Below are 19494 nucleotides of genomic sequence, written 5' to 3'. Positions count from 1 at the left end.
CGCAATGGCTCACGAACAGACGCGGCTCGCCGGCCATCACATCGTCCACGACGCGCAATGCCATGGAGCATTTCATGTCGAAATCGAATCAGTCCGCGCCGACCCTTTCTCGCCGCAGCCTGTTGCCAACACTCGCCGCGCTCGCCCTGGCTGTCGCCGCGCCGGATGCCAGCGCGTACTCGGCGATCTACGGCGGCGGCCCGTTCTATTCCGGCGGGACCGCGGTGATGAACGACCTGCGCGGCTCGGGTTTCACCACGGTCATCCTGTGGAGCTTCCACATCGAGGAGAACGGTGACCTGATCTACAACGACATTCCGGTGGTCAAGAACGGCGCCTACATGGGCGACCCAGCCTGGCCGGACCGGCTGGCCACGCTGAAGACCGCGCCGACCTCGGTCAATCGCATCGAGGTGTCGATCGGTGCCTGGGGTGTTCCGGACTTCGAACGCATGATTCGACTGGTCAACGGCACCGCACCCGGCTGCGGCACCACCATCGTCTGCGGTACCGGGAGCAACAGCATCCTGTACAGGAACTTCCAGGCGCTGAAGGCCGCCACCGGCGCCGACGCCGTGAACTTCGACGACGAAAGCGCCTACGACCTGGCCTCGACCACGACCTTCAGCCAGATGCTCATCGGGATGGGCTACAAAATCACCTTCGCGCCGTACACGCAGCAGACGTTCTGGCGGAACCTCAGGAACAACCTCGGCAGCGCCGTCGATAGAATCTACCTGCAAGTGTACGCCGGTGGCGCCGGCAACAACCCGGCGAGTTGGAACACCGCCATGGGCATGACTGTCGCCCCCGGCTTGTGGTCCAAGCATGGCAGCGGCTGCACGTCTGGCGACAGTCCAGCCACGGTGCAGACCCGGATGAGCAACTGGAAGGCCAGCGCCGGCATCAGCGGCGGCTTCATGTGGTTGTACGACGACATCCAACAGTGCAGCGCGCAGGGGACGAGCGCGCAGTATGCAGCGGCAATCAACACCGCCGTCAGCGGCAACACCCCGCCGGTGGCCAACTTCGGTGTCACCGTCAGCGGCCTCACCGCGACCTTCAGCGATGCGTCCACCGACGCGGACGGAACCATCGCCTCGCGCAGCTGGAATTTCGGCGACGGCAGCACCTCCACCGCGACCAACCCTTCACGCACCTACGCAAGCGCCGGCAACTACAACGTCACCCTGACCGTCACCGACAACGGCGGCGCCAGCCATACGAAGTCCCAGGCGATGTCCGTCGGGTCGGGCTACGCCAATCTGGCGTTGAACAGGCCCACCACCAGCTCAGCCCCCTGCAACAGCACCGAATCGGCCGCCAAGGCGGTCAACGGCAGCGTCTCGGGCGGTACCACCGACAAGTTCTGCTCACTGGCCTCGCCAGCGTGGATGCAGGTCGACCTCGGTACGGCGCAGACAGTCAGCAGCTTCACGATTCAGCACGCGGGTGCGGGCGGTGAATCGACTGCTTGGAACAGCAGGGCGTTCACCATCCAGACGTCGAGCAACGGGTCTACTTGGAGTACACCCGTCACGGTGCGCAACAACACTGGCAGCACTTCGACCCACGCAATCACGGCGACGTCGGCGCGTTACATCCGGCTCAACGTGACGACGCCGACTCAGAACAGCGACCCAGCGACGCGAATCTACGAGTTCGAAGTTCGCTGAACGGTCGGTAACGAAGCCGGCCCTCGACACCACGAGGGTCGGCTTCGTGCCTGTGCCTGCTCCAAGCAGGCATCGACGGGCCCACTTACGCGGACATCAGGGGCTGAACGTACACAAGCCGCCGCTGCAGTTCCGCCTGAACGCATAAGTGAAGTGATATCCGTCGCCGACCGCGTCCGTGACGTCCCATCGATGATTGCGGATGTAGTAATCGGTGATGCCGCAGGCAACAAGTGGGGGGCACGTCCAGTAGGTTCCGCTGTATTGGTGGAACGAAAACCATTCTCCGGCGGCAACGTTCCAGGCAGCTTTCACAGAAGACTCGTACGACACCCAAAGCCCAACAGTCCCCCGATAGGGCGCGAGTTGGGTGAAGGATGTCTTGGCATCCGCGGCCGCCCAACCGTTGCCGGTCACATTGGACCAGCAGTCGAAGAAGTCCCCGCCCTTGTAACAGACGCTGTCTCTCCAGAAGGGGCCGTCCGCGCTCGTCAGGGGTTGAGCCACGGACGAGAAGCCGTCTGTCCCCTGCTCCCCAAGGTCCGGTGCGAATCCCCCTGATGATTCCAAATGGGGAGCCGCTTCATCCCGCACGATGACATGGGCATCATCAGGGACAGAACGGCGCGATTCGGCGCTGACCAACGCCGTGGGCGGCGTGGCGCCTTGCGTCAACTGGCGATAGAGTTCGACGGCGGAGTGCCTGGCAACATCACCGTCACGCAAGACACGTCCATCCGCTACGGGGCCACGCTCCACGACGAGGATGCCGCCGGGCTGCAAATCGTAGAATTCGATGAAGTGCTCCCGTGACACCTCGACACGAGCAAGCAGCTGATTGAGCTCATCGAGCTTCGGCCGCAGTCGCCGCGAGGCCTCCACCGCGGCCGCCGGATCGGACTCATAGAGTCGGTCGATGTGCCGGAACGACAGTCGCGCTGCATTCAGCGAGGACGGGCTGAGATCGATTGGCGCTTGGGTCTCCCCGAGTCCGTCACCGCACCCTGCTGACACCAGGCCGGCCATCAGCAGAATCCCCAGCCGAAACGTGCACTTGCTCTTCATGATGTATCCTCCTTGACTCCGGTTCCCAAACGATGCGCCGCCAACGTGCCTGTGAAATGCCGCGCAAATCCTGGCCTTCACATGCATTTCTTGAAATTCGCTAAAATTAGGGAGATGCTCGGTCCGGCGCGAACCGGGAGGTCCCATGAGCGGCGGCACCCTTCGAAGCCCACAGGTTCATGCGCTCGTGAGGCTCATCAACGAGGCACACGAGCTGCCAGCGCGAGTGGCGACACGGTCCCGGCATCTCCTCGTCGGGCTGTGTCGCATTCTGGGCGCAGAGGCCGGAGCGTGCGTCTTGGAGCGCGACTTCAGACCGGGAGGACATGTCGGATTCACGGAGATCGTCCTGGAAGGGTGGAGCGGGAGCGCGGTGTCCGCGCTCAAGGCACTCCGGAGGATGGGAAGTGCCTGCAACCCCGCCATTCGCTCATTGATGGAGCGCGGCTCGGAATCCGGCACCATCGTCACCGCGATGCGCCGGGAACTGGTGGAGGACTCGAGCTGGTATGGCGCCCCCTATGTCGAGCATTATCTGCGCCCCACGGGGCTCGATGACTCGGTGTACTCAAGCCAGTGGTCCGAGCTCCCGGGGGTGGTGCGGGGTATCGGAATCTACCGTGAGCGGGGCGGCCGCCCCTTCGACGCCGCGGACCGCGAGCTGCTGCATCTGTTCCACGCCGAGTGCGGAGCCATGTTCGACCCGCCAGGCTCCTCGAAGGTGGGAACGCCATCAGGCTGTCTGGCGCCTCGCGAACGACAAACGTTGGAGTTGCTGCTTCAGGGACTCGGAGACAAGCAGATCGCGGCTCGGCTCGGCATCAGTCGTTTCACCGTGAATCAGTACACGAAAACCCTCTACCGCCGCTTCGGAGTCCAGTCGCGGGCGGCGCTCATCGCACAGGTGCTCGCACGCGATGAACCGGAGGCCACGACTGCGCTCCCCTCACGGCAAGTCCCGCCAGATGGACAACCGAAGCTCGCACGCGCATCCGACGGGCAGGAGCCGTGTTGATACTCGGAACCCCTGGGGTCGATTCCCCCCGTGTTCTTCTGCGATCGCAAACTGTAGCCCTGAACGCTTCGCGAGAGTCGTACGTCGCGAACATGTTCGTCCGCCCAGGCTCTCTTGAGGCTCCGGCACAGGGGGGATGAATTCCCTCCCTGCGCCTGGAAGCCCATGACTACGGAGGGGGCAGCGGCTGCCAGTTCGGGTCGGGCCAGACGAAGGGGTTTCCACCTGCGCCCGGGGCCGCGTTACCGAAGTAACGCTGGCAACCCGCGACGTTCTCCGAGCGCCCCAACAGTTCCCAGAAGCCAGGGCAGACGTCCCGAGGAATTCGCGTGCGGCAGTCCGCCATCGTCCGCTCGCCCGCGTCAGGTTGCGCGTAATAGGCGCTCACGAAGTTCCAAGCGATGCGCTGGAGCGCCTGGACGGTCGCCGCGTTCGCGCCAGCAGGCCCCGGGGCGCCCTCGGGCGACTCCCGGAACACGGACGCATGGTGGACCGCGGCCATGTAGTACGCACCCAGGCTCGTCAAGTGGACGTTGTCGCTGAAGAGCACGTTGAGCTTCTGCGACGTCGTGCCGGTGATCCCCGGCACCTCGTTCGCGATGACGCGCTCCACCAGGTCGACCAGCGCCGTGCTCCCCGGGAGCGCCACCACGCGGTCCGCCCGCCCATCGGACTGCAACGTGAGGTTGACCTTGGAGGACACACACTCCCAGGCAACCCGAGCGTTCTTCTCGTAGGCAATCCACCGGGCAGGGTTGGCTTTATCGATATCCAACCACGTGTGATAGAAATACGTCACGGCTTGCGGATTCCCGGCAATCAACCGGTCATGGAAGTGCCGCAAGTAACCGACGGTGTTCTCCCACTCGATGGTGCCCAGGAGGTCATGCCGCTCGGTGATGAGGAGGGTGTCGTATCGCTCGCCTGGACCCAGCGTCTGGGGAGACAAGAGCTCCTGGACCACGTTCATGTTGGAGCCCACGCGATTCTTGCCCTGGCGGTACCCTGCCCATCCGCCATTGCCCCAGGTCCGCACCCGGAGGGGTGAGCCAATCACGTTCTGCTGGTTCCAGTTGAAGTCCTTCGCCAGGCTGGTGGCGATGCCATCGAAGTGGTCGGGCATGGGGTTGTCGAGCAGGCTGTGTCCGGAGAAGAAGACCCGGGCGCTCGTGATGGGGGGCGCCGTGCCGGGCTCCCCCGCGTCCGAGCCGCCGGCATCCGGGACTCCCGCGTCCTCTGCCCCCGCATCTGGCTCCGTGTCGCCGCCGTCCGGGGGCCATACGCCCGAATCAGCGGTGCCAGGAAGCGCGTCGTCGGGAACGTCCTGACTGGACTGCCCGGCACACGCCAGCCCGAGGGAGACAACCAGAAGGGTGCATGGCCTCAGCCGAAATGCATACATCATTCGAGTCCTCATCGCTGAAACGACGGTTCCATCCCACCACCCCACCCTGCAGGAGCCGGCCACCTGCACCAATCCAGAATAGACTGAAAGCCACCAATTCAGTCATCCTTTCCCCCTCTCCAAGGAGGCACAAATGAAGATGGGACGCATCGCAGTGGGCTTCGTGGCCGGTCTCGTGTCCATGGTGGGCTGTGGTGGCCAGACGCAGGATGCGCCGGGCACGGACGTGGCAGCCGAGGGCCTCGAGCAATCCTGCGTGTATGCTTATTTCGAGTGTGGCTATCGCGGCCACCAGTATCCCTACGCCTGGCCGGCGACCTGCGCCGTTGGAATCCATACGCACCAACAGGCCTTCGCGGTCTGTCTCGCGGAATGCCCCTGGATGTGTGTCGACACGGGGGACATCGGCACGGCGCCGTAGTCGGAAATCCCTGTCACGGTCACTGGATTTGGGCCTTGAGAATCATGCGAGCAGCTCGCATGATTCGCTCACAGTACGCGCCATGATGCACACGACCTATCGGCCCCACGCGCCTCTCGACAAGTTCGTGGACTTCCTCTGGGTGTCCGCCGGCTACGTCGCACAGGCGCCACGAGAACGTGTGCTGCCGTCGGGCTCGCACTCCCTTATCGTCCCTCTCGGCGCCCTCCCACTGCGCGTCTACTCCAGCGACCAGACAGACGAGGCCGCTGAAATCCGGGGCGCGATCGTAAGCGGCGCGCGAAGCAGCCCGCTGACCATCGCGGCCGTGGCTGGCCCGACCGCCGGTATCTACTTCAAGCCCGGCGGCGCGCGCGCCTTCTTCGACGTGCCCTGCAACGAATTCGCGGAACAAGTCATTTCGCTGGATGCGATATGGGGCGCGTCGGCGCACTCACTGCGCGAACGGATCATGGAGGCATCCTCGACGCGCGAGCGCTTTCAACTGCTGGAAGAACACCTCCTGCACCGACTGCGCCGGCCCGTCGAACCAGCGCCCGCGCTTCGTGCGGCGCTGGCCGCGTTCGAGGAACCCGACCTCACGTCGGTCGCTGAAGTCAATCGCCGCACGGGGCTCTCCCCCAAGCGCCTGTTGGCCCTGTTCCGCGAGGAAGTCGGCTTGAGTCCGAAGACGTACTGGCGCGTTCGACGGTTTCGAGCGGCGCTTCTCGACGTCGAACAGGGCGCCCTGCGTGGCGCCGCGTTGGCCGCCGAGCACGGCTACTTCGACCAGGCCCACTTCCTTCGCGAGTTCCGGACGCTCGCCGGCTCGAGCCCCCGCGAGTACCTGGCAACGCGCGTCGAGGGCACCGACCACGTGGCGGTCTCCGGGTAAAAAGATCCAATCCGCGGCGGCGGTCCCGGCGTTTCCTGGGCGTCATGGAACCGAGTGAACGCCTCCCACAGCGCGTGCCGGCAGGCCCGGCATGGACGGAACGATCGCACCCCAGCCGCAGCGGCCCCCACAGAGGGAGGCGAGCATGAGCGCCGACTCCTCCGCCACGCGGGCCCAGGAACGCCCTCTCCGGGACATTGGGGCACTTCTCGGACCGCAGGGGCCACTCGTCGCTGGGGCCGCGCTCTCGTCGACGTTGGCGGCAGCCCTCGCATTGGTGCCGTTCTTCGTCGTCGCACGCATGGCGACCTCCATCTACGCGGCGCCGCCGGACCTCGACGCGGTTCGCGCGCTCGCCCTCCTCGCCGCGGGTGCGCTCGCGTTGCGTTACATCCTCGTCGCTGCCGCGAACGTGCTGGCGCACGTCGCCGCGTTCCGCATCCTCCATGACCTGCGCGTGCGGCTCGCGAAGAAGCTCGGCGCCGTTCCGCTTTCGTTCTTCAGCCGTCGTGGGGCGGGCGAACTGAAGAAGACACTGATGGACGACGTGAACCAGATCGAGGCGTTCGTCGCTCATCACTTCCCGGATGCGGTCACCGCGCTCGTCGTCCCGCTCGCGACGGCCGTCGCCCTCCTGTGGATTGACTGGCGCATGACCCTTGCCAGCCTCGTGATGGCGCCGCTCGCTGTCTTGGCGATGGCCGTCGCCATGCGAGAGGTCGGCAAGGCCCATCAACAGTGGAACGAGATCCAGAGTCGGATGAACCGCTCGCTGCTCGAATACCTGCGGGGCATCCACGTCATCAAGACCTTCGGCCTGTCCGCGCGGCGCTTCAGCGACCTCTCGCGCTCCATCGAGGAAGGGCTCGCGTGGATGGAGGGTTTCATGCGCACCAACGGCCGTGGCTACGGCGCGTTCGGCGCGCTCATCGGCTCGAGCCTCGTCGTCCTCGTCCCCATGGGCGGTTGGCTCTACACGCGCGGCACGCTTTCGCTCGAGTCGCTCGTACTCTTCCTCGTACTCGGGCCACAGCTCCTCATGTCGATGATGCGGCTGATGTTCGCGTGGGGCAACGTTGACCGCATCCAGGCGGGCAACGCGCGCATCCAGGCCATCCTCGCGGCGCCCGATCTCGAGACGCCCACGAGCGCCGCGCGGCCCACGCACGATGGCATCGCGTTCCGTGGCGTCAGTTTCCGTTACGAGGACGGCGGTTCAGAGGTCCTCCGCGACGTCTCCTTCGAAGCGCCCGCGGGCAAGGTCACGGCACTGGTCGGACCTTCGGGCGCTGGCAAGACGACGCTCGTGAGGCTCGTGCCCCGGCTCTGGGAGGCGACGAACGGCGCGGTTGAACTCGGCGGCGTCGATGTGCGCGCGCTCCAGCTCGACCAACTGCTCTCCCACCTCTCGATGGTGTTCCAGGACGTCTTCCTCTTCCACGGCACCGTTCGCGAGAACCTGCGTCTCGCTCGGCCCGATGCCACCGATGCGCAAGTCGATGCCGCGTGTCGCGCCGCGCGTGCGTACGACTTCATCCAGGCGCTTCCCAGGAAGTACGACACGCTGCTCGGTGAGCGCGGCGCCCGCCTCTCCGGGGGCGAGAAGCAACGCCTGTCCATCGCGCGGGCGCTCCTCAAGGACGCCCCGGTGCTGCTGCTCGACGAGGCGACGGCTTTCGCCGACCCCCAGAATGAGGCGCGCATCCAAGAAGCGCTGTCCGAGCTATGCGCGGGACGGACGGTGCTCGTCGTCGCGCACCGGCTTTCGACCATCGCCACCGCGGACCACATCGTCGTCCTCGACGGCGGGCACGTGAATGACCAGGGGACGCACGACGAATTGCTCGCGCGCTGCGCCTTGTACCAGCAACTCTGGCGCAGCCACACCGAAGCGCTCGACTGGTCACTAGGCGATCCGGCCACTCCTGACATTCAGAAGGAGGTGGTGTGATGCTCAGGGAACTCTTCATGCTCGGCGAGCGGCTCGCGGGCCGAAAGGACGCACGGCTCCGGCGCGGACTTCTCTTCGCCTTTGCCGAGGCACTCGCGGTCGCCGCGCCCTACACACTGGTCCTCTTCTTCGTTCGTGAAGCGCTCGAGCACCGGCTCTCGATGCACCTGACGTGGTGGCTCACCGGCGGCATCGCGCTCTCGGTGCTGCTGCGCCTGGCGTTCTCCAGCAGAGCGATGTCCAACATCTTCGTCGCCGCGCACGCGCTCATGGGGCAAGCGCGCATCCGCACCGCCGACCACCTGCGACGCCTGCCCATGGGTTTCTTCACGCAGCGAAGGAGCGGTGAACTGGCAGGCGTGCTCACCACCGATGTCGCGCTTGTCGAAGACGTGTGGTCGCACACCATCGGCATCTTCACGGCGAGCTTCGCACTGCCGATGCTCGTCGGTCTCGGCCTCTGCTTCCTCGATTGGCGCCTGGGGCTCGTCGTCCTCGCCGCCCTACCGGTGGCACTCCTCGTGCTGGCAGCGACCACGCCCCTCTTCGTTCGTGAGTTCGAAGCCGTGCTCGAGGCCTCGGCGGATGTAAACGCCCGCGTCGTCGAATACGTGCAGGGCATCGCCGTGCTCCGGGCGTTCGGCCGGCACGGCGAGGTCTACCAGCGCTTCGTGAAGGCAATGGAGCGCCTGCGCGACGCCCTCATCCGCGCCGATGTCTTGCCCTCCCCGCTGCTCGCCGTGTTCGGCTTCGTCGTCGAGATGAGCTTCGTCGCGGTGGCGTACGCAGGAAGCACCCTGGCGTTGCGCGGTTCGATTCAGCCCGGGGTGCTGCTCGTCTTCCTCATCGTGACGGTCGGAGTCGTTCGTCAGGTCTCGGATCTCGGTGTGGCACTGCTCATGCTTCGAGCGTCTCAGCGCGCACTCGGTCGCGTTGACCGGCTACTCGCGGAGAAGCCGCTCGCGGAACCGTCCGTAAGAGCGGCGTCGATCCAGAAGTTCGACGTGGAGGTCGACGCAGTGTCCTTCGCGTACGAAGACGCGACCGTGCTCGACGGCGTCTCCGTGACGTTCCCCGAGCGCTCGCTGACCGCGCTCGTCGGTGCCTCGGGCTCAGGGAAGTCGACGCTGGTCCACCTCGTGGCGCGGCTGTGGGACATCCCGCGCCAGGGAGCCATCCGCATCGGCGGCGTCGACATCCGGGACATTCCGTTCGAGGAACTGCACCAGAACCTCGCGATGGTGTTCCAGGACGTCGTCCTCTTCTCCGGGACCATCCTCGATAACCTGCGCGTTGGACGGCCCGACGCCTCGCTCGAGGAAGTCCAGCGTGCAGCGCGGGCAGCGCGCGCCCACGACTTCATCACCGCCTTGCCGAACGGCTACGACACCCTGCTTGGGGAAGGAGGAGGAACCCTCTCGGGGGGTGAGCGCCAGCGCTTGTCCATCGCACGTGCCATCCTCAAGGACGCCCCCATTGTGCTTCTCGACGAGGCCACTGCCTCCGTCGACGCGTCGGCGGAGGCTGAAATCCAGCGCGCCATCGACGAACTGGTCAGGAAGAAGACCGTCGTCGTGATCGCACATCGGCTGCGCACCGTGCGGCGGGCGCACCGCATCATCGTGCTCGACAAGGGGCGCGTCGCGGAGTCAGGCACGCACGACGAATTGCTCGCGAAGCGCGGCGTCTACGCAGCGCTCTGGCAGGAACAGGAGCGGGCCAAGGGCTGGCGGCTCGCTGCGAGTACGGCCGCCCGCGTCACCGAGGAGCGGACCTGACGGGCTCTCCAACTGCGCTCCGGCTTCAAAGCCGAGCCGGGCGGTCAGAGCGAGCAGTGGGAGTCGCGCTCGGGCTGGAATTCGCTCACGCGGGTCCTCAGCGCGTTCCGAAGCCCGAACCCTTCGAGACCGTCCACAGCAGACGGATTTGCGTCGCACGCTGGCGGATGGTGTCGGAAACGCTGCCGAACTCTCCCGCGCGGTTGGCGACGAAGGCTTCGAGCGCCACGCCATGTTGGCCGGCGAGCAGGAGCTCGGCTCGCGCGGTGGCATAGGTGATGAGCTCCACGCCCTCACCGAGGAAGGCGCCCGAGATGAGATAGTTGCGCACGGACACGCCGACGCGCCCGACACCCCGCCGCACCAGGCCCAGCTCGAAGGCCGACTGCGCCCCTGGCCCGAAGTGGTAGTCACGAGCGGACTCCGGCGAGGTGAGACCGCCGCCATGGCCGAACGGCACCCCGGCCATGTTCGCGTTGACGTCCAGGGTGAGCTGCGACGTGAGAGGAACCTGCGCCACGCCGCCGATGCCCAGGCTGACCGAGGAAACGCGCAGCGTGTTCGGATTGGCGAAGTCGTAGCCCGCCATCAAGCCCCAGAGCCCCGAAATGGAGCGGAACTTGAAGCGGTCGCCGTAGAGAAGCCCTCGGCTGAAGAATCCCACCGTCAGCGTGTCGCGCGAGAAGCCCATTCGCGCGAAGAGCGTGAAGTAGTCGAAAGGCTGGTCATAGTCGCCCGTGGTGAGCTGCGGGGGGCCGTAGACCATTTCGACGCCGAGGTGCCCCTCCATCTTGTTGGGAACATCGAAGCGCGTGCCGTCGATGTCGTTGTAGTTGTCGACGTTGCTCGTGAAGCCGGCCATCAACTGGAGGAAGTTCCCCTGCACCGGGAGGAAGTCGTTCTTGCGGCGGCCAAAGAGGTAACGGTTGATGCCGCCCGCGGGTTCGACGAGCAGCGAGAGCACCGAGCGCGCCACCGTGGGTTCGCCTTCGTCGAGAATCGCGAGCGCGGTGCGATGCAGGACCTCGCCCAGCACGACGCCCCCGATGGACGTTGTAATGAGGTCGTTCGTGGATGGAGTCTCAGACTCCATGAACAGCTCCCACAACACGCTTGAAGCGACCGTGAACGGGACCGAGCCCCAGAAGCCGAAGCCGCTCGAGCGCGCCGCGGTGTAGGCCAGCGAGCCCTGGTAGGGGTGCCCGAGCGCATTGGTCGCGAACGCATCCTCGTCCCACACCCAGCCATCGGCGACGTTGCGACGCATGGTCTCCAGCGAGATGTCCGCGTAGGGCTTGCCGAGGAGCTTCGCCGTCCCCCAGAAGATGGCGTGGAAGGCGCCCATCTCCACGATGGGCACAACGAAGTTGCGCCCTCCTCCGTCCGGCGCGTTCCAGATGGCGCGGCGAGGCGGGTGCACGAGCTCCGGCACGAGGAGCCGGGGCTCCGCGGGAACGGCCTCGACGCACGCCTCCGACACCAGGGGGGCATCCGCGGGCGCCGCGCCTGCGTCGCCTCCTGAGACGAGCGAGAACACAAGGAGCAGGCCTGAGACGCGATGCACGGGGAACGGGTTCATGGCGTGCATCGGGCTCTAATTGCTCTGGGGAGCGACTGCACGCACCAACCGCTACCGGCGCGTAGCGAGCCACGAATCCAGCGCAAGTCGAGAACTGTTTCCGATGGCACCGAACACTCGTGATGAACCGAAGTCGAGCCAGGCAGACGGTGCCGGACGCGAGGGAAAAGCAGGCGAGCGGGTTCGCCCGCCGGCGACCTTCCCTGGAGGCCGCGGTGCATCGCGCCGCCGCGTCAACGCCCCTGTGACATGCAGTGAACCCCAGCCGATGCGGGGCTCCATCAGGCCATGCGAGAAGGCTCCATGGAGCGTCGCCCCCCTTGGGACGGACGGGACTGCAGGTGTGGTGCGGGTTGGGATGGGATGATTTGCATCCGGGCCAGTCCCGGAAACATCGTGAAAGCTCGGCGTGAAGCGCTGGAGACCGCCCGGAACCGTGTTCGCGGCATGTGGACACGTCCGCCTTGATGCAACGAAGCTGTAACAAAGAAGGCCGGGCCCCCTCGCATCTCCGCGAGAAACCCGTGACAATCAACGAAATGAACCTGCGACTCTCGATACGCTCCCTGTTGATACTCTCCCTCACAGTCGCTCCCGCACTTTCCGGCTGTGGTTCCGATGACGTCGATCCGACGCCAGACGCGGGATTTGATGCGGGTGTTCAGCCCGACGCAGGCGTTGAGCCGGACGCGGGCATTGAGCCGGACGCTGGCACTGAGCCCGACGCGGGCACCGAGCCCGACGCAGGCACTGAGTCTGACGCCGGCACTGAGTCTGACGCCGGCACTGAGCCGGACGCCGGCACTGAGCCGGACGCCGGCACTGAGCCCGATGCTGGCACTGAGCCCGACGCTGGCACCGAGCCTGACGCTGGCACCGAGCCTGACGCTGGCACCGAGCCGGACGGGGGCACTGACCCCGACGCTGGCACCGACCCGGACGGGGGCACTGACCCCGACGCTGGCACCGACCCGGATGGGGGCACCGACCTGGACGGGGGCACTGCCCCGGACCCGTTCACCGTTTGCGAGGGCGAGTGCCAGGAAACCGCGACCACGATCCGATTGGGCGAGAACCAGCGTGTCTTGACGAGCGCCTACTTCGGCTATGAAGAGACGGACAACCCGGAGGCCCCGTGGGAGCTTTGGATCGAGCTCAACAACGGCGCGCCGAGTGAGTGCCCCACCGAGGATTCGCCGCTCCCGCCGCAGTTGGTCAACGTTCACAAGGTGAGGATGCCGGTGGACGCAACGCCGCAGGTAGGAACCATGTCGGGCGAGCCGACAGCGACGCTCGTCGACTTCGAGGGTGTGCTCACTACTGCGTACTTCTTGCACAGCACGAGCCTCACCTTCACACCTGTGGCCGCCTCGCTCTGCCCCACCTGCGTCCTGAGCGGTACCCCTCCCGAATCGCACTTCGTGGCCTTCGACTTGAATGGCCTCTACGAAAATGGCGACATCACCGGGCACGGGTACGCCACCTACTGCCCCTCGCTCGACTCCTTCAAGCGCAGGAAGTAACCGCGGTCCGGCTCACCTGACGGTGAGTCGGACCTGCCCAGGCCCCTGACACAGGGGCCTGGGCCCACCGAAGCGTTGTGCTGCCAGACGACGGCGAGAGCGCCAGCCCCTCCCCTTGGAGGGAAGTCGCCACGTCGCCATTGCAGCGCATCAGGCCGAGTTGGAGCCTGTCCTTCGCGCAAGGTCCGCTGGCCAACCGCCATTTTCGCACGGCACATGAGCCCGCGCCGGTGATTCTCCCGTCTGCTCATTCAACACACGAGCAGGTATCAGAACTGACGGCATTCACTGGGATAGTGCTACTCAGAGGCGCGCTCAAAGCGCATCACCGAGTCCCTCGGCATCATCCTGGGCGCGTGGCATGCCAGGGCGCTGCCACGGGCGGCAGTCGGCTTCCTCCTGGCCACGCTTGTCGCCTGCCTGGTGGGCTGGGTGGGCCTGGCCGCTGCGTCGGCCGCCGTTCGAAGCGCTGATCTGCCCCCGAGAACTCCCGCTGCTGTATCAAGACGATGAGTTCGCGGTGTACCGGATTGTCCCCGCGCCCTGAAACACCTCGGGGCGCCCGCTTCGCGGGGCCCTGCACACAGCATCACCTGGGGGACAGCCATCAACCCCAGCGGTCTTGCTGGAGCTCCTGAAGGCGAGCCTTGATTTTCGCCTCCCGTTGGCCATCCGTCCTCGCCATGGACAGGTGACGCATCGTGACCCGCTTCGCCGCCTTGTCGAGCTCCACCGCCGACAGCTTCGGGTTGTCACGAATGAATGCCTCCATCTCACTCATGACCTTCTTTTCGAGATTCGCGATGCCCGGTTTGTTGATTCCAATCACGTATCCGGACTGGATGAAGGACTCCATGAGGTTTGCCGACGTCGCCCTCCAATCCGGGGCTACGTCAGACGCCTTCGTCGCGGTCGTTGCGCTCGGCGCGGCACTTTTTGCATTGGAGGCAGAGCCCATGCCTAGCAGACTTCGCATTGCATGAAAGACAGGCTGTCGGGTCGTGATAGCCATCGCGCACCCCCAATGCATACGAGTTGGAGGCACTCTAGGGCAAACATCCAGCGGGTGGACTCGTGGAAACCCACTACCCGCCTGACATTGTCTAATCCCAAACGCTGTTGTTGCTGGCCCCTGGTGATTCTAGCGACCGATGAATCGGGGCCCAGGAGTTCCCCGCCAGGCGCGAGCACGTATGCCAAGTGCTTGTGCAGAATCGGGCAGGACTCCGGATTGTACGCGACAATCACATATCGTCTGCCGGACTCGTCGGGACTGGTTGCCCGAAGTGGTCCACCGTCCACGCGAGCCCGAAGACACCACTCGTCATCACACCCGCCCCAATCAGCAGGGCGCGTGTCAGCCCGCCCCTTCACGCCGTGCTCACGAGCCTCGCGCACGCCTCGCGCTCATAGGGGAGCCCCGCCTTCCGGAAGTGCCCCCCGGCGTTGCCGAAGCGCGGGTCCCAGAGGTGCGAGGTGTCCACGAGCGCGGCGAGGAAGCGCCGCTGTGCTTCTGTCCTCACCACCCCATCTCCACTCGGAAAGGCGTGAACGAGGAGGGGTCCCCACTCGAAGTCCACCCAGGACTTCTTGGTGGTCCGCGCGACCGCCACGGCCGCGTCCACGACGAGGTCGAAGTCGGGGACGCGCTCCAGGAGCCGCTGGACGACCGTGAAGCGCGGCTGCATCGGAAGCTGCGGCGGCTTCACCGGGAACCAGTCGTTGATGTGCGCGGCATGCTGCTCCAGCGCGGTGCGCAACTCGCGTGTCGCGACCTCACTCCGAGCCAGGGACGGCGCCATCGCCGCGCAAAGGCGCACCGAGGGCTCCGCATCCGACAGGAAGCGCTCCAGGGGCACGTTGAGCTCGCCCAGCGCCAGGAGCAGGGAGCATCGCTCCGCCACATCCACCGTCCGCGTCGCCATCTCCGTCAGCCGCTCCACCAGTTCGTCCGGTCGCACGTCCGACGCCGGTGACGTGGCGAGCGCGGTGGCGGCCATCGCCGCGTGCATCCGCACCCGGGCATCCGGATGGTCCAGGTTGGCCAGCAGCGAGCGGGCCAGGAACGGCGCCACCCGGGCACACGCCAGCACGGACTGCGCATGGAGCGCGTTCGAGGCGTCCTCGTCCTCGTAGATGGCATCATCGTCGTCCGCGTCCAGTAGCGGCCCCAGGTCGAACCGGGCCATCGACTCCAGGTCCTCCATCGTCGCGCCGCTCCGCTCGAAGGCGTCCACCACACGCGTCAGGAACAAGAGCAACTCCGCGCGAACGGGCTCCTCGCCCGCATCCAGCCTCGCGTCGTCGAGCAACCCGAGAATCACGAGTGCAACCGGAGCCGTCGCGGGGAAGACGGTGCCCTGATGGATGATGGCCGACCACAGGTGCTGCATGGCTTCGCCGCGAGCCCGCGCGTCCTCGGTGAGCAGGGCACGAAGGTGTTCAGGCGTGTCAGTGGCGCGGCCATAGGCGTGTACCAGCCGTGACCAGTCCGTCGCGTCGAGTGCGGGAATCCCGATGAGCATCGGCGCGACTATCCCCCACGAATGACAGCGCCTCAATGCATGCGCCCAGCGCGCGCCGTCCCGCTCAAGGCCTGAACTCCTCCACGCTCCCGCTCACCCGCTGCCACACGCCGACGATTCGATGCCGCCAAGGAGCTTTCCTCCCCTGCCCCCCCTCCGAACCAACTACACAGGATTCGGGACTTGCCCCCCGCGGACGCCGCAGGGGCACATGAGGACACGAGGGCAACGAAAAAGCCCAGCAACCCAATGAGATTGCTGGGCTTCTGAGTGTGGAGGCGGCGGGAATCGTGGCCGCCGCTCGGCGGGCATGTAAGGCATTGTGGAAGGCCTTGGCCAAGAACTTCTCGACGCGCGACTTCTCCGGCTCGATGGTACTCGCGGGCGAGGCCACGCTCGTGGCGCCAGCGAGCGCGGGGCGCAGGCCCGCCTGGGCCGAGTAATGGTGCACGCCACTGCCGCTGTAGCTCGAGGTAGAGGCCTGCATCGAGCCCACGTTGCCGCTCACCGTTCCGCCGAAGGTGTCCTTCTGGAAGGGGCTGCCCGGCTTGTCGACGAACAGCTTCTGCTTCGCGGCCGAAGGCGCCGTGAGCTTGTTGGTCAGCGGCGGGGCGTGGGCGCCTTCTCGCTGCTCGCGCGGCGCGCCCGGACGGGCGGCGCGGGCGCTTCCGGCTCGCTGTCGGGCAGCGCGGTGAGCTCTACGTGGTACGACTCCCGGTAGTCCGCCGCCCAGAACAGGGTGGCGAAGACGGGGAAGACGAACAGTCCTCCGACGATGCCGCCCGCGGTGCGTGCCCCGCTCCATTGATCGCGCCGAATGGTGACGTACTCGGGAGCGTGGCCGTCCAACTCCAAGGTGAAGCTCTCCGTGTTGTTGACGGTGGCCGAGTCGCTGTACTCGTACGGCGTCCGGCCGAGCACTTCGCCCGAGCGCGACCGGACCTTGGCGCCGCTGGGACTGGAGCGAATCACCGTCGAGCTGGCGCAGCCGGTGAACAGGACGATGACAAGAGCGGAGGAGACAAGGCGCTGCATGGGATGAACCTTCAGGTGAAAGGGGTCCCGCTCCCGATGCAGCCGTTGGACCAGCCCTCTCCGCCCGTGTTCTGGCCTACTTGCGCGGGCCGGGGCGTCCACGGGCGGAGCGCCAGTCCCGGAGCCTGGATACCGCGCCCAGAGACGCCGTGGCGGGGCATGGCCTGGCTGTCAGAGGCCGCCCATCATCCCGCCATCCACGCGCCAGACTCGTCCACGAAGCCGAACTTCCCACTCTCCACGACCAGCGCAGCACCACCTCCCCCTTCCGGTTGATGTACGCATCGGAGGACTTCGCCCCCGCGCGCATCACCTCGTATCGATGAAGCCGTAGCGCGTGGCGGGCATGGCGCGGACCCTGACGACGGCGTCCGCGACCGGCCACACACATGACCGCATGCACGAGTGGCGGCAGTGAGTGAGGCCGGAGATTCCCGTTTGTCCATACGCCACTGGCTCGGCGAGGATGCGCGGCATGGATGACTTCTACGCTGACGTCCTCGACCACGTCGGGCGTCCCCCCCGAGAGTTCGGCTCCGTCCACCTGCACGTAGAGCCCGTGATTCGCAATCCACTCGGGCAGGCCACCGCCATCGTGTGGCTCCAGGCCGCCTTCGAGCCCCTCGCCACCACCCCGTCGTCCGTGCAGGTGATGGGCAGGCAGAAGCAGGGCCCCGCGCACCGGCTGCTGGGCCAGTTCCCGCTGCCATCTCTTGCGGGAGGTCGCGTGGTGCGGTGGCGGCTTCCGCTCGAGCTGCCCCCGGATTTCGATGAAGTCCACTTCCAGGTGGAGTCGAGTCTTCACCCCAACGCCGCGCGCGTGCGGCCCGCGTGGAAGCTCTTCGACACCCTGGAGATTCCCAAGGAGAGTGACATGAAGGCGGTGTCGGGCGAGGTCTCCATGGGAATCGACCTCGGTGAATCCCTGCTCAACACCGTGATGTCTGGGGGCCTGAGTGTCACCGCCTACATGAAGATGGGACCCCAGGTTTCACCGGGCAGCCTGGCGGTGAAGCGCCACGCGGCGGCCACGCTTCCGACAGCCTTCATCGCAGCCGTGGTCGACGGCCCCTTGGAGCCATTGTCCGACCTGCAATGCGAGCTCGTCTGGGAGCCGGGGATGGCCCTCCCCGCCGCCAGCGCCGCGCCCAGTTGGAGCACGGAGCCCACGCCTGCCATGGCAGCGCATGTCTTGAAGACACTGCGGACCTGCTACGCCTGTGGCTTCGAGGGCCCACGAGAGGAGTATGAGCGCGCCACGATGTGTCCCCGGTGTGACGCGACGTGGATGTAGGCACGCCAAGAAAACCCGCTGGCGCTTGGATGTTGATTCACAGACATGACTCCTGGTCCAGGACCTACAGCGGCTCCGCGGGCCATGACATCGACACGTGAATGCTGAGCCACTCAGGCTGACCGTTCGTCGCAGGCCTCAGGGCCTTGGGACGGCGCGTGGGGGCCCATTTCCCATCCCGGTTATCGGGCCTCCCCTGTTGAGATAAAACGGGCGCATGCTCCCCTCGCGTCGTTTCGTCCTGGCCGTCTCGTCCGTTGTCGCGGTCGCCACCGCCTGCAGTTCGCCGGATCCAGTCCCGGACCGCCCCAACATCCTGCGCTTCGAAGCAAACCCGGCGACCATCGCTCCGGGCGAGTCCGCCGAATTGTCCTGGGAAGTCACCGGCGCGCAGGACGTCTCCATCGATTACGGCGTGGGTGAGGTGACTGGAAGGTCGGTGCAGGTCCGCCCGACAGCGACGACGACGTACACCCTCACGGCGACCAACGAGAGCGGCAGCACCACCGCGAGCACCACGGTCGCGGTGAGCACGTCCGATGGGACGAATCTCTCCGGAAGCCTCACGACACGCACACTGACGCGCGCGGGCTCGCCGTATCACGTGACGGGTGACTTGACGGTGCCCGCGGGGAGCCGGCTCACCATCGAGCCCGGCGTCCACCTCATTTTCATGGGACACCACAAGCTCGCCGTGCATGGGCGAATCACCGCGCAGGGCACCGCGGCCAGCCCCATTGTCTTCACCGCCAACAATCCCTCCCGAGGCTGGGCTGGACTGCGCCTGGCGGCGACGTCGGACGCCGGGTCGGACTTCCTGGAACACTGCATCTTGGAGTACGGCAACAAGATTGACGGCGAGAACGGCGCGGGCGCGGAGGGCTCCTATTCCGAGAACGCCGGTGGCGCGCTTTGGATTGGCTCACGCGGGAACGTGAACCTGAACCACAACGAGTTCCGCTTCAACAAGGCGCCCGCGTTCGGCGGCGCGCTGATGCTGATTGCGCCGACCAGCTCGGGCGTCGCCACGGGGAACATCTTCCACGGCAACGAATGCACCGGTCCGCGAACCCAGTTCGGAGGCGTGGGCGGCGCGGTCAACACCGCACACCTCCCGGCCAGCAACCAATGGACGTTCCGCGGCGGCGAGTTCCGTAACAACAGGGCACCGGAGGGCGGGGCGCTCTACTTCTTCGACAGCAACGTGATCCTCGACGGGGTTGCGCTGTCTGGAAACAGCCCCCAGAACTGGGCGACGCCGGAGCCACACCGGCTGACGCTCATCAACACGCCGAGGTAGCGGGAGGCCCCGCGGCGCGGTCCCCATCGTTC

15 protein-coding genes are annotated in these 19494 nt (G+C 66.2%); 9 read left to right on the top strand and 6 right to left on the bottom strand.

Features of this window, described 5'->3' with window-relative positions:
• The first annotated feature begins 74 nt into the window (after positions 1-74).
• Positions 75-1676 carry a PKD domain-containing protein gene (locus FMP39_RS06940; protein WP_194858271.1) on the top strand — a complete coding sequence of 534 codons (1602 nt, stop codon included), beginning with the start codon at positions 75-77 and terminating at the stop codon, positions 1674-1676.
• Between the two features lie 96 nt (positions 1677-1772).
• Here FMP39_RS06940 and FMP39_RS06935 read toward each other — a convergent pair whose 3' ends face one another.
• Complete coding sequence (locus FMP39_RS06935; RefSeq protein WP_141589186.1) at positions 1773-2741, bottom strand: hypothetical protein; 969 nt, start codon at positions 2739-2741, stop codon at positions 1773-1775.
• Between the two features lie 298 nt (positions 2742-3039).
• On the opposite strand from FMP39_RS06935, the gene FMP39_RS06930 reads away from it, so the two are divergent.
• Positions 3040-3756: a helix-turn-helix transcriptional regulator gene (locus FMP39_RS06930; RefSeq protein WP_228557736.1), complete on the top strand. Its 717-nt coding sequence runs from the start codon at positions 3040-3042 to the stop codon at positions 3754-3756.
• Positions 3757-3925: 169 nt separating this feature from the next.
• On the opposite strand, the gene FMP39_RS06925 is transcribed toward FMP39_RS06930, so the two are convergent.
• Positions 3926-5161, bottom strand: a complete 1236-nt coding sequence (locus FMP39_RS06925; RefSeq protein WP_228557735.1) for a hypothetical protein — start codon at positions 5159-5161, stop codon at positions 3926-3928.
• A gap of 133 nt (positions 5162-5294) precedes the next feature.
• Here FMP39_RS06925 and FMP39_RS06920 point away from each other — a divergent pair, with 133 nt between their 5' ends.
• From FMP39_RS06920 to FMP39_RS06905, 4 genes are all read left to right on the top strand, one after another.
• Positions 5295-5582 (top strand): hypothetical protein, encoded by a 288-nt coding sequence (locus FMP39_RS06920; protein WP_141589184.1) that lies wholly within the window; start codon positions 5295-5297, stop codon positions 5580-5582.
• Positions 5583-5664: 82 nt separating this feature from the next.
• The gene (locus FMP39_RS06915) at positions 5665-6477 is read left to right on the top strand and encodes a helix-turn-helix domain-containing protein (RefSeq protein ID WP_141589183.1); all 813 of its coding nucleotides are present in this window, start codon (positions 5665-5667) and stop codon (positions 6475-6477) included.
• 145 nt (positions 6478-6622) lie between these two features.
• A complete protein-coding gene (locus tag FMP39_RS06910; protein WP_141589182.1) occupies positions 6623-8428 on the top strand; it encodes an ABC transporter ATP-binding protein in 1806 nt (601 codons plus the stop codon).
• On the top strand, positions 8428-10206 hold the full coding sequence (locus tag FMP39_RS06905) for an ABC transporter ATP-binding protein (RefSeq protein ID WP_141589181.1): 1779 nt from the start codon (positions 8428-8430) through the stop codon (positions 10204-10206). The genes FMP39_RS06910 and FMP39_RS06905 overlap by 1 nt, the downstream gene beginning before the upstream one ends.
• A 97-nt stretch (positions 10207-10303) precedes the next feature.
• Here FMP39_RS06905 and FMP39_RS06900 read toward each other — a convergent pair whose 3' ends face one another.
• A complete protein-coding gene (locus tag FMP39_RS06900; protein ID WP_228557734.1) occupies positions 10304-11770 on the bottom strand; it encodes a DUF3943 domain-containing protein in 1467 nt (488 codons plus the stop codon).
• A gap of 554 nt (positions 11771-12324) precedes the next feature.
• Here FMP39_RS06900 and FMP39_RS06895 point away from each other — a divergent pair.
• Positions 12325-13308 (top strand): hypothetical protein, encoded by a 984-nt coding sequence (locus FMP39_RS06895; RefSeq protein WP_228557733.1) that lies wholly within the window; start codon positions 12325-12327, stop codon positions 13306-13308.
• Positions 13309-13915: 607 nt separating this feature from the next.
• On the opposite strand, the gene FMP39_RS06890 is transcribed toward FMP39_RS06895, so the two are convergent.
• The 3 genes from FMP39_RS06890 to FMP39_RS06880 form a co-directional block, all read right to left on the bottom strand.
• Positions 13916-14164, bottom strand: a complete 249-nt coding sequence (locus tag FMP39_RS06890; protein WP_153904232.1) for a hypothetical protein — start codon at positions 14162-14164, stop codon at positions 13916-13918.
• Positions 14165-14678: 514 nt separating this feature from the next.
• On the bottom strand, positions 14679-15833 hold the full coding sequence (locus FMP39_RS06885) for a hypothetical protein (RefSeq protein ID WP_228557732.1): 1155 nt from the start codon (positions 15831-15833) through the stop codon (positions 14679-14681).
• Positions 15834-16433: 600 nt separating this feature from the next.
• Complete coding sequence (locus FMP39_RS06880; protein WP_228557731.1) at positions 16434-16868, bottom strand: hypothetical protein; 435 nt, start codon at positions 16866-16868, stop codon at positions 16434-16436.
• Between the two features lie 475 nt (positions 16869-17343).
• Here FMP39_RS06880 and FMP39_RS06875 point away from each other — a divergent pair, with 475 nt between their 5' ends.
• On the top strand, positions 17344-18162 hold the full coding sequence (locus FMP39_RS06875) for a hypothetical protein (RefSeq protein WP_141589174.1): 819 nt from the start codon (positions 17344-17346) through the stop codon (positions 18160-18162).
• Between the two features lie 217 nt (positions 18163-18379).
• Positions 18380-19462 (top strand): hypothetical protein, encoded by a 1083-nt coding sequence (locus FMP39_RS06870; RefSeq protein WP_141589173.1) that lies wholly within the window; start codon positions 18380-18382, stop codon positions 19460-19462.
• The last annotated feature ends 32 nt before the right edge of the window (positions 19463-19494 follow it).

Origin of the sequence: Myxococcus sp. AB056, assembly GCF_006547365.1 — a bacterium.
Lineage (GTDB): Bacteria > Myxococcota > Myxococcia > Myxococcales > Myxococcaceae > Myxococcus > Myxococcus virescens.
The sequence above is the reverse complement of the archived record's forward strand: the minus strand, read 5'-3'. Positions and strand labels throughout refer to the sequence as shown.

What these genes read in the sequence shown, in the direction of transcription:
- FMP39_RS06940 (WP_194858271.1), top strand. Translation starts at nt 75, where the DNA reads ATGTCGAAATCGAATCAGTCCGCGCCGACCCTTTCTCGCCGCAGCCTG.
- FMP39_RS06935 (WP_141589186.1), bottom strand. Translation starts at nt 2,741, where the DNA reads ATGAAGAGCAAGTGCACGTTTCGGCTGGGGATTCTGCTGATGGCCGGC.
- FMP39_RS06925 (WP_228557735.1), bottom strand. Translation starts at nt 5,161, where the DNA reads ATGATGTATGCATTTCGGCTGAGGCCATGCACCCTTCTGGTTGTCTCC.
- FMP39_RS06920 (WP_141589184.1), top strand. Translation starts at nt 5,295, where the DNA reads ATGAAGATGGGACGCATCGCAGTGGGCTTCGTGGCCGGTCTCGTGTCC.
- FMP39_RS06915 (WP_141589183.1), top strand. Translation starts at nt 5,665, where the DNA reads ATGATGCACACGACCTATCGGCCCCACGCGCCTCTCGACAAGTTCGTG.
- FMP39_RS06910 (WP_141589182.1), top strand. Translation starts at nt 6,623, where the DNA reads ATGAGCGCCGACTCCTCCGCCACGCGGGCCCAGGAACGCCCTCTCCGG.
- FMP39_RS06905 (WP_141589181.1), top strand. Translation starts at nt 8,428, where the DNA reads ATGCTCAGGGAACTCTTCATGCTCGGCGAGCGGCTCGCGGGCCGAAAG.
- FMP39_RS06895 (WP_228557733.1), top strand. Translation starts at nt 12,325, where the DNA reads ATGAACCTGCGACTCTCGATACGCTCCCTGTTGATACTCTCCCTCACA.
- FMP39_RS06890 (WP_153904232.1), bottom strand. Translation starts at nt 14,164, where the DNA reads ATGGAGTCCTTCATCCAGTCCGGATACGTGATTGGAATCAACAAACCG.
- FMP39_RS06885 (WP_228557732.1), bottom strand. Translation starts at nt 15,833, where the DNA reads ATGCTCATCGGGATTCCCGCACTCGACGCGACGGACTGGTCACGGCTG.
- FMP39_RS06880 (WP_228557731.1), bottom strand. Translation starts at nt 16,868, where the DNA reads ATGCAGCGCCTTGTCTCCTCCGCTCTTGTCATCGTCCTGTTCACCGGC.
- FMP39_RS06875 (WP_141589174.1), top strand. Translation starts at nt 17,344, where the DNA reads ATGGATGACTTCTACGCTGACGTCCTCGACCACGTCGGGCGTCCCCCC.
- FMP39_RS06870 (WP_141589173.1), top strand. Translation starts at nt 18,380, where the DNA reads ATGCTCCCCTCGCGTCGTTTCGTCCTGGCCGTCTCGTCCGTTGTCGCG.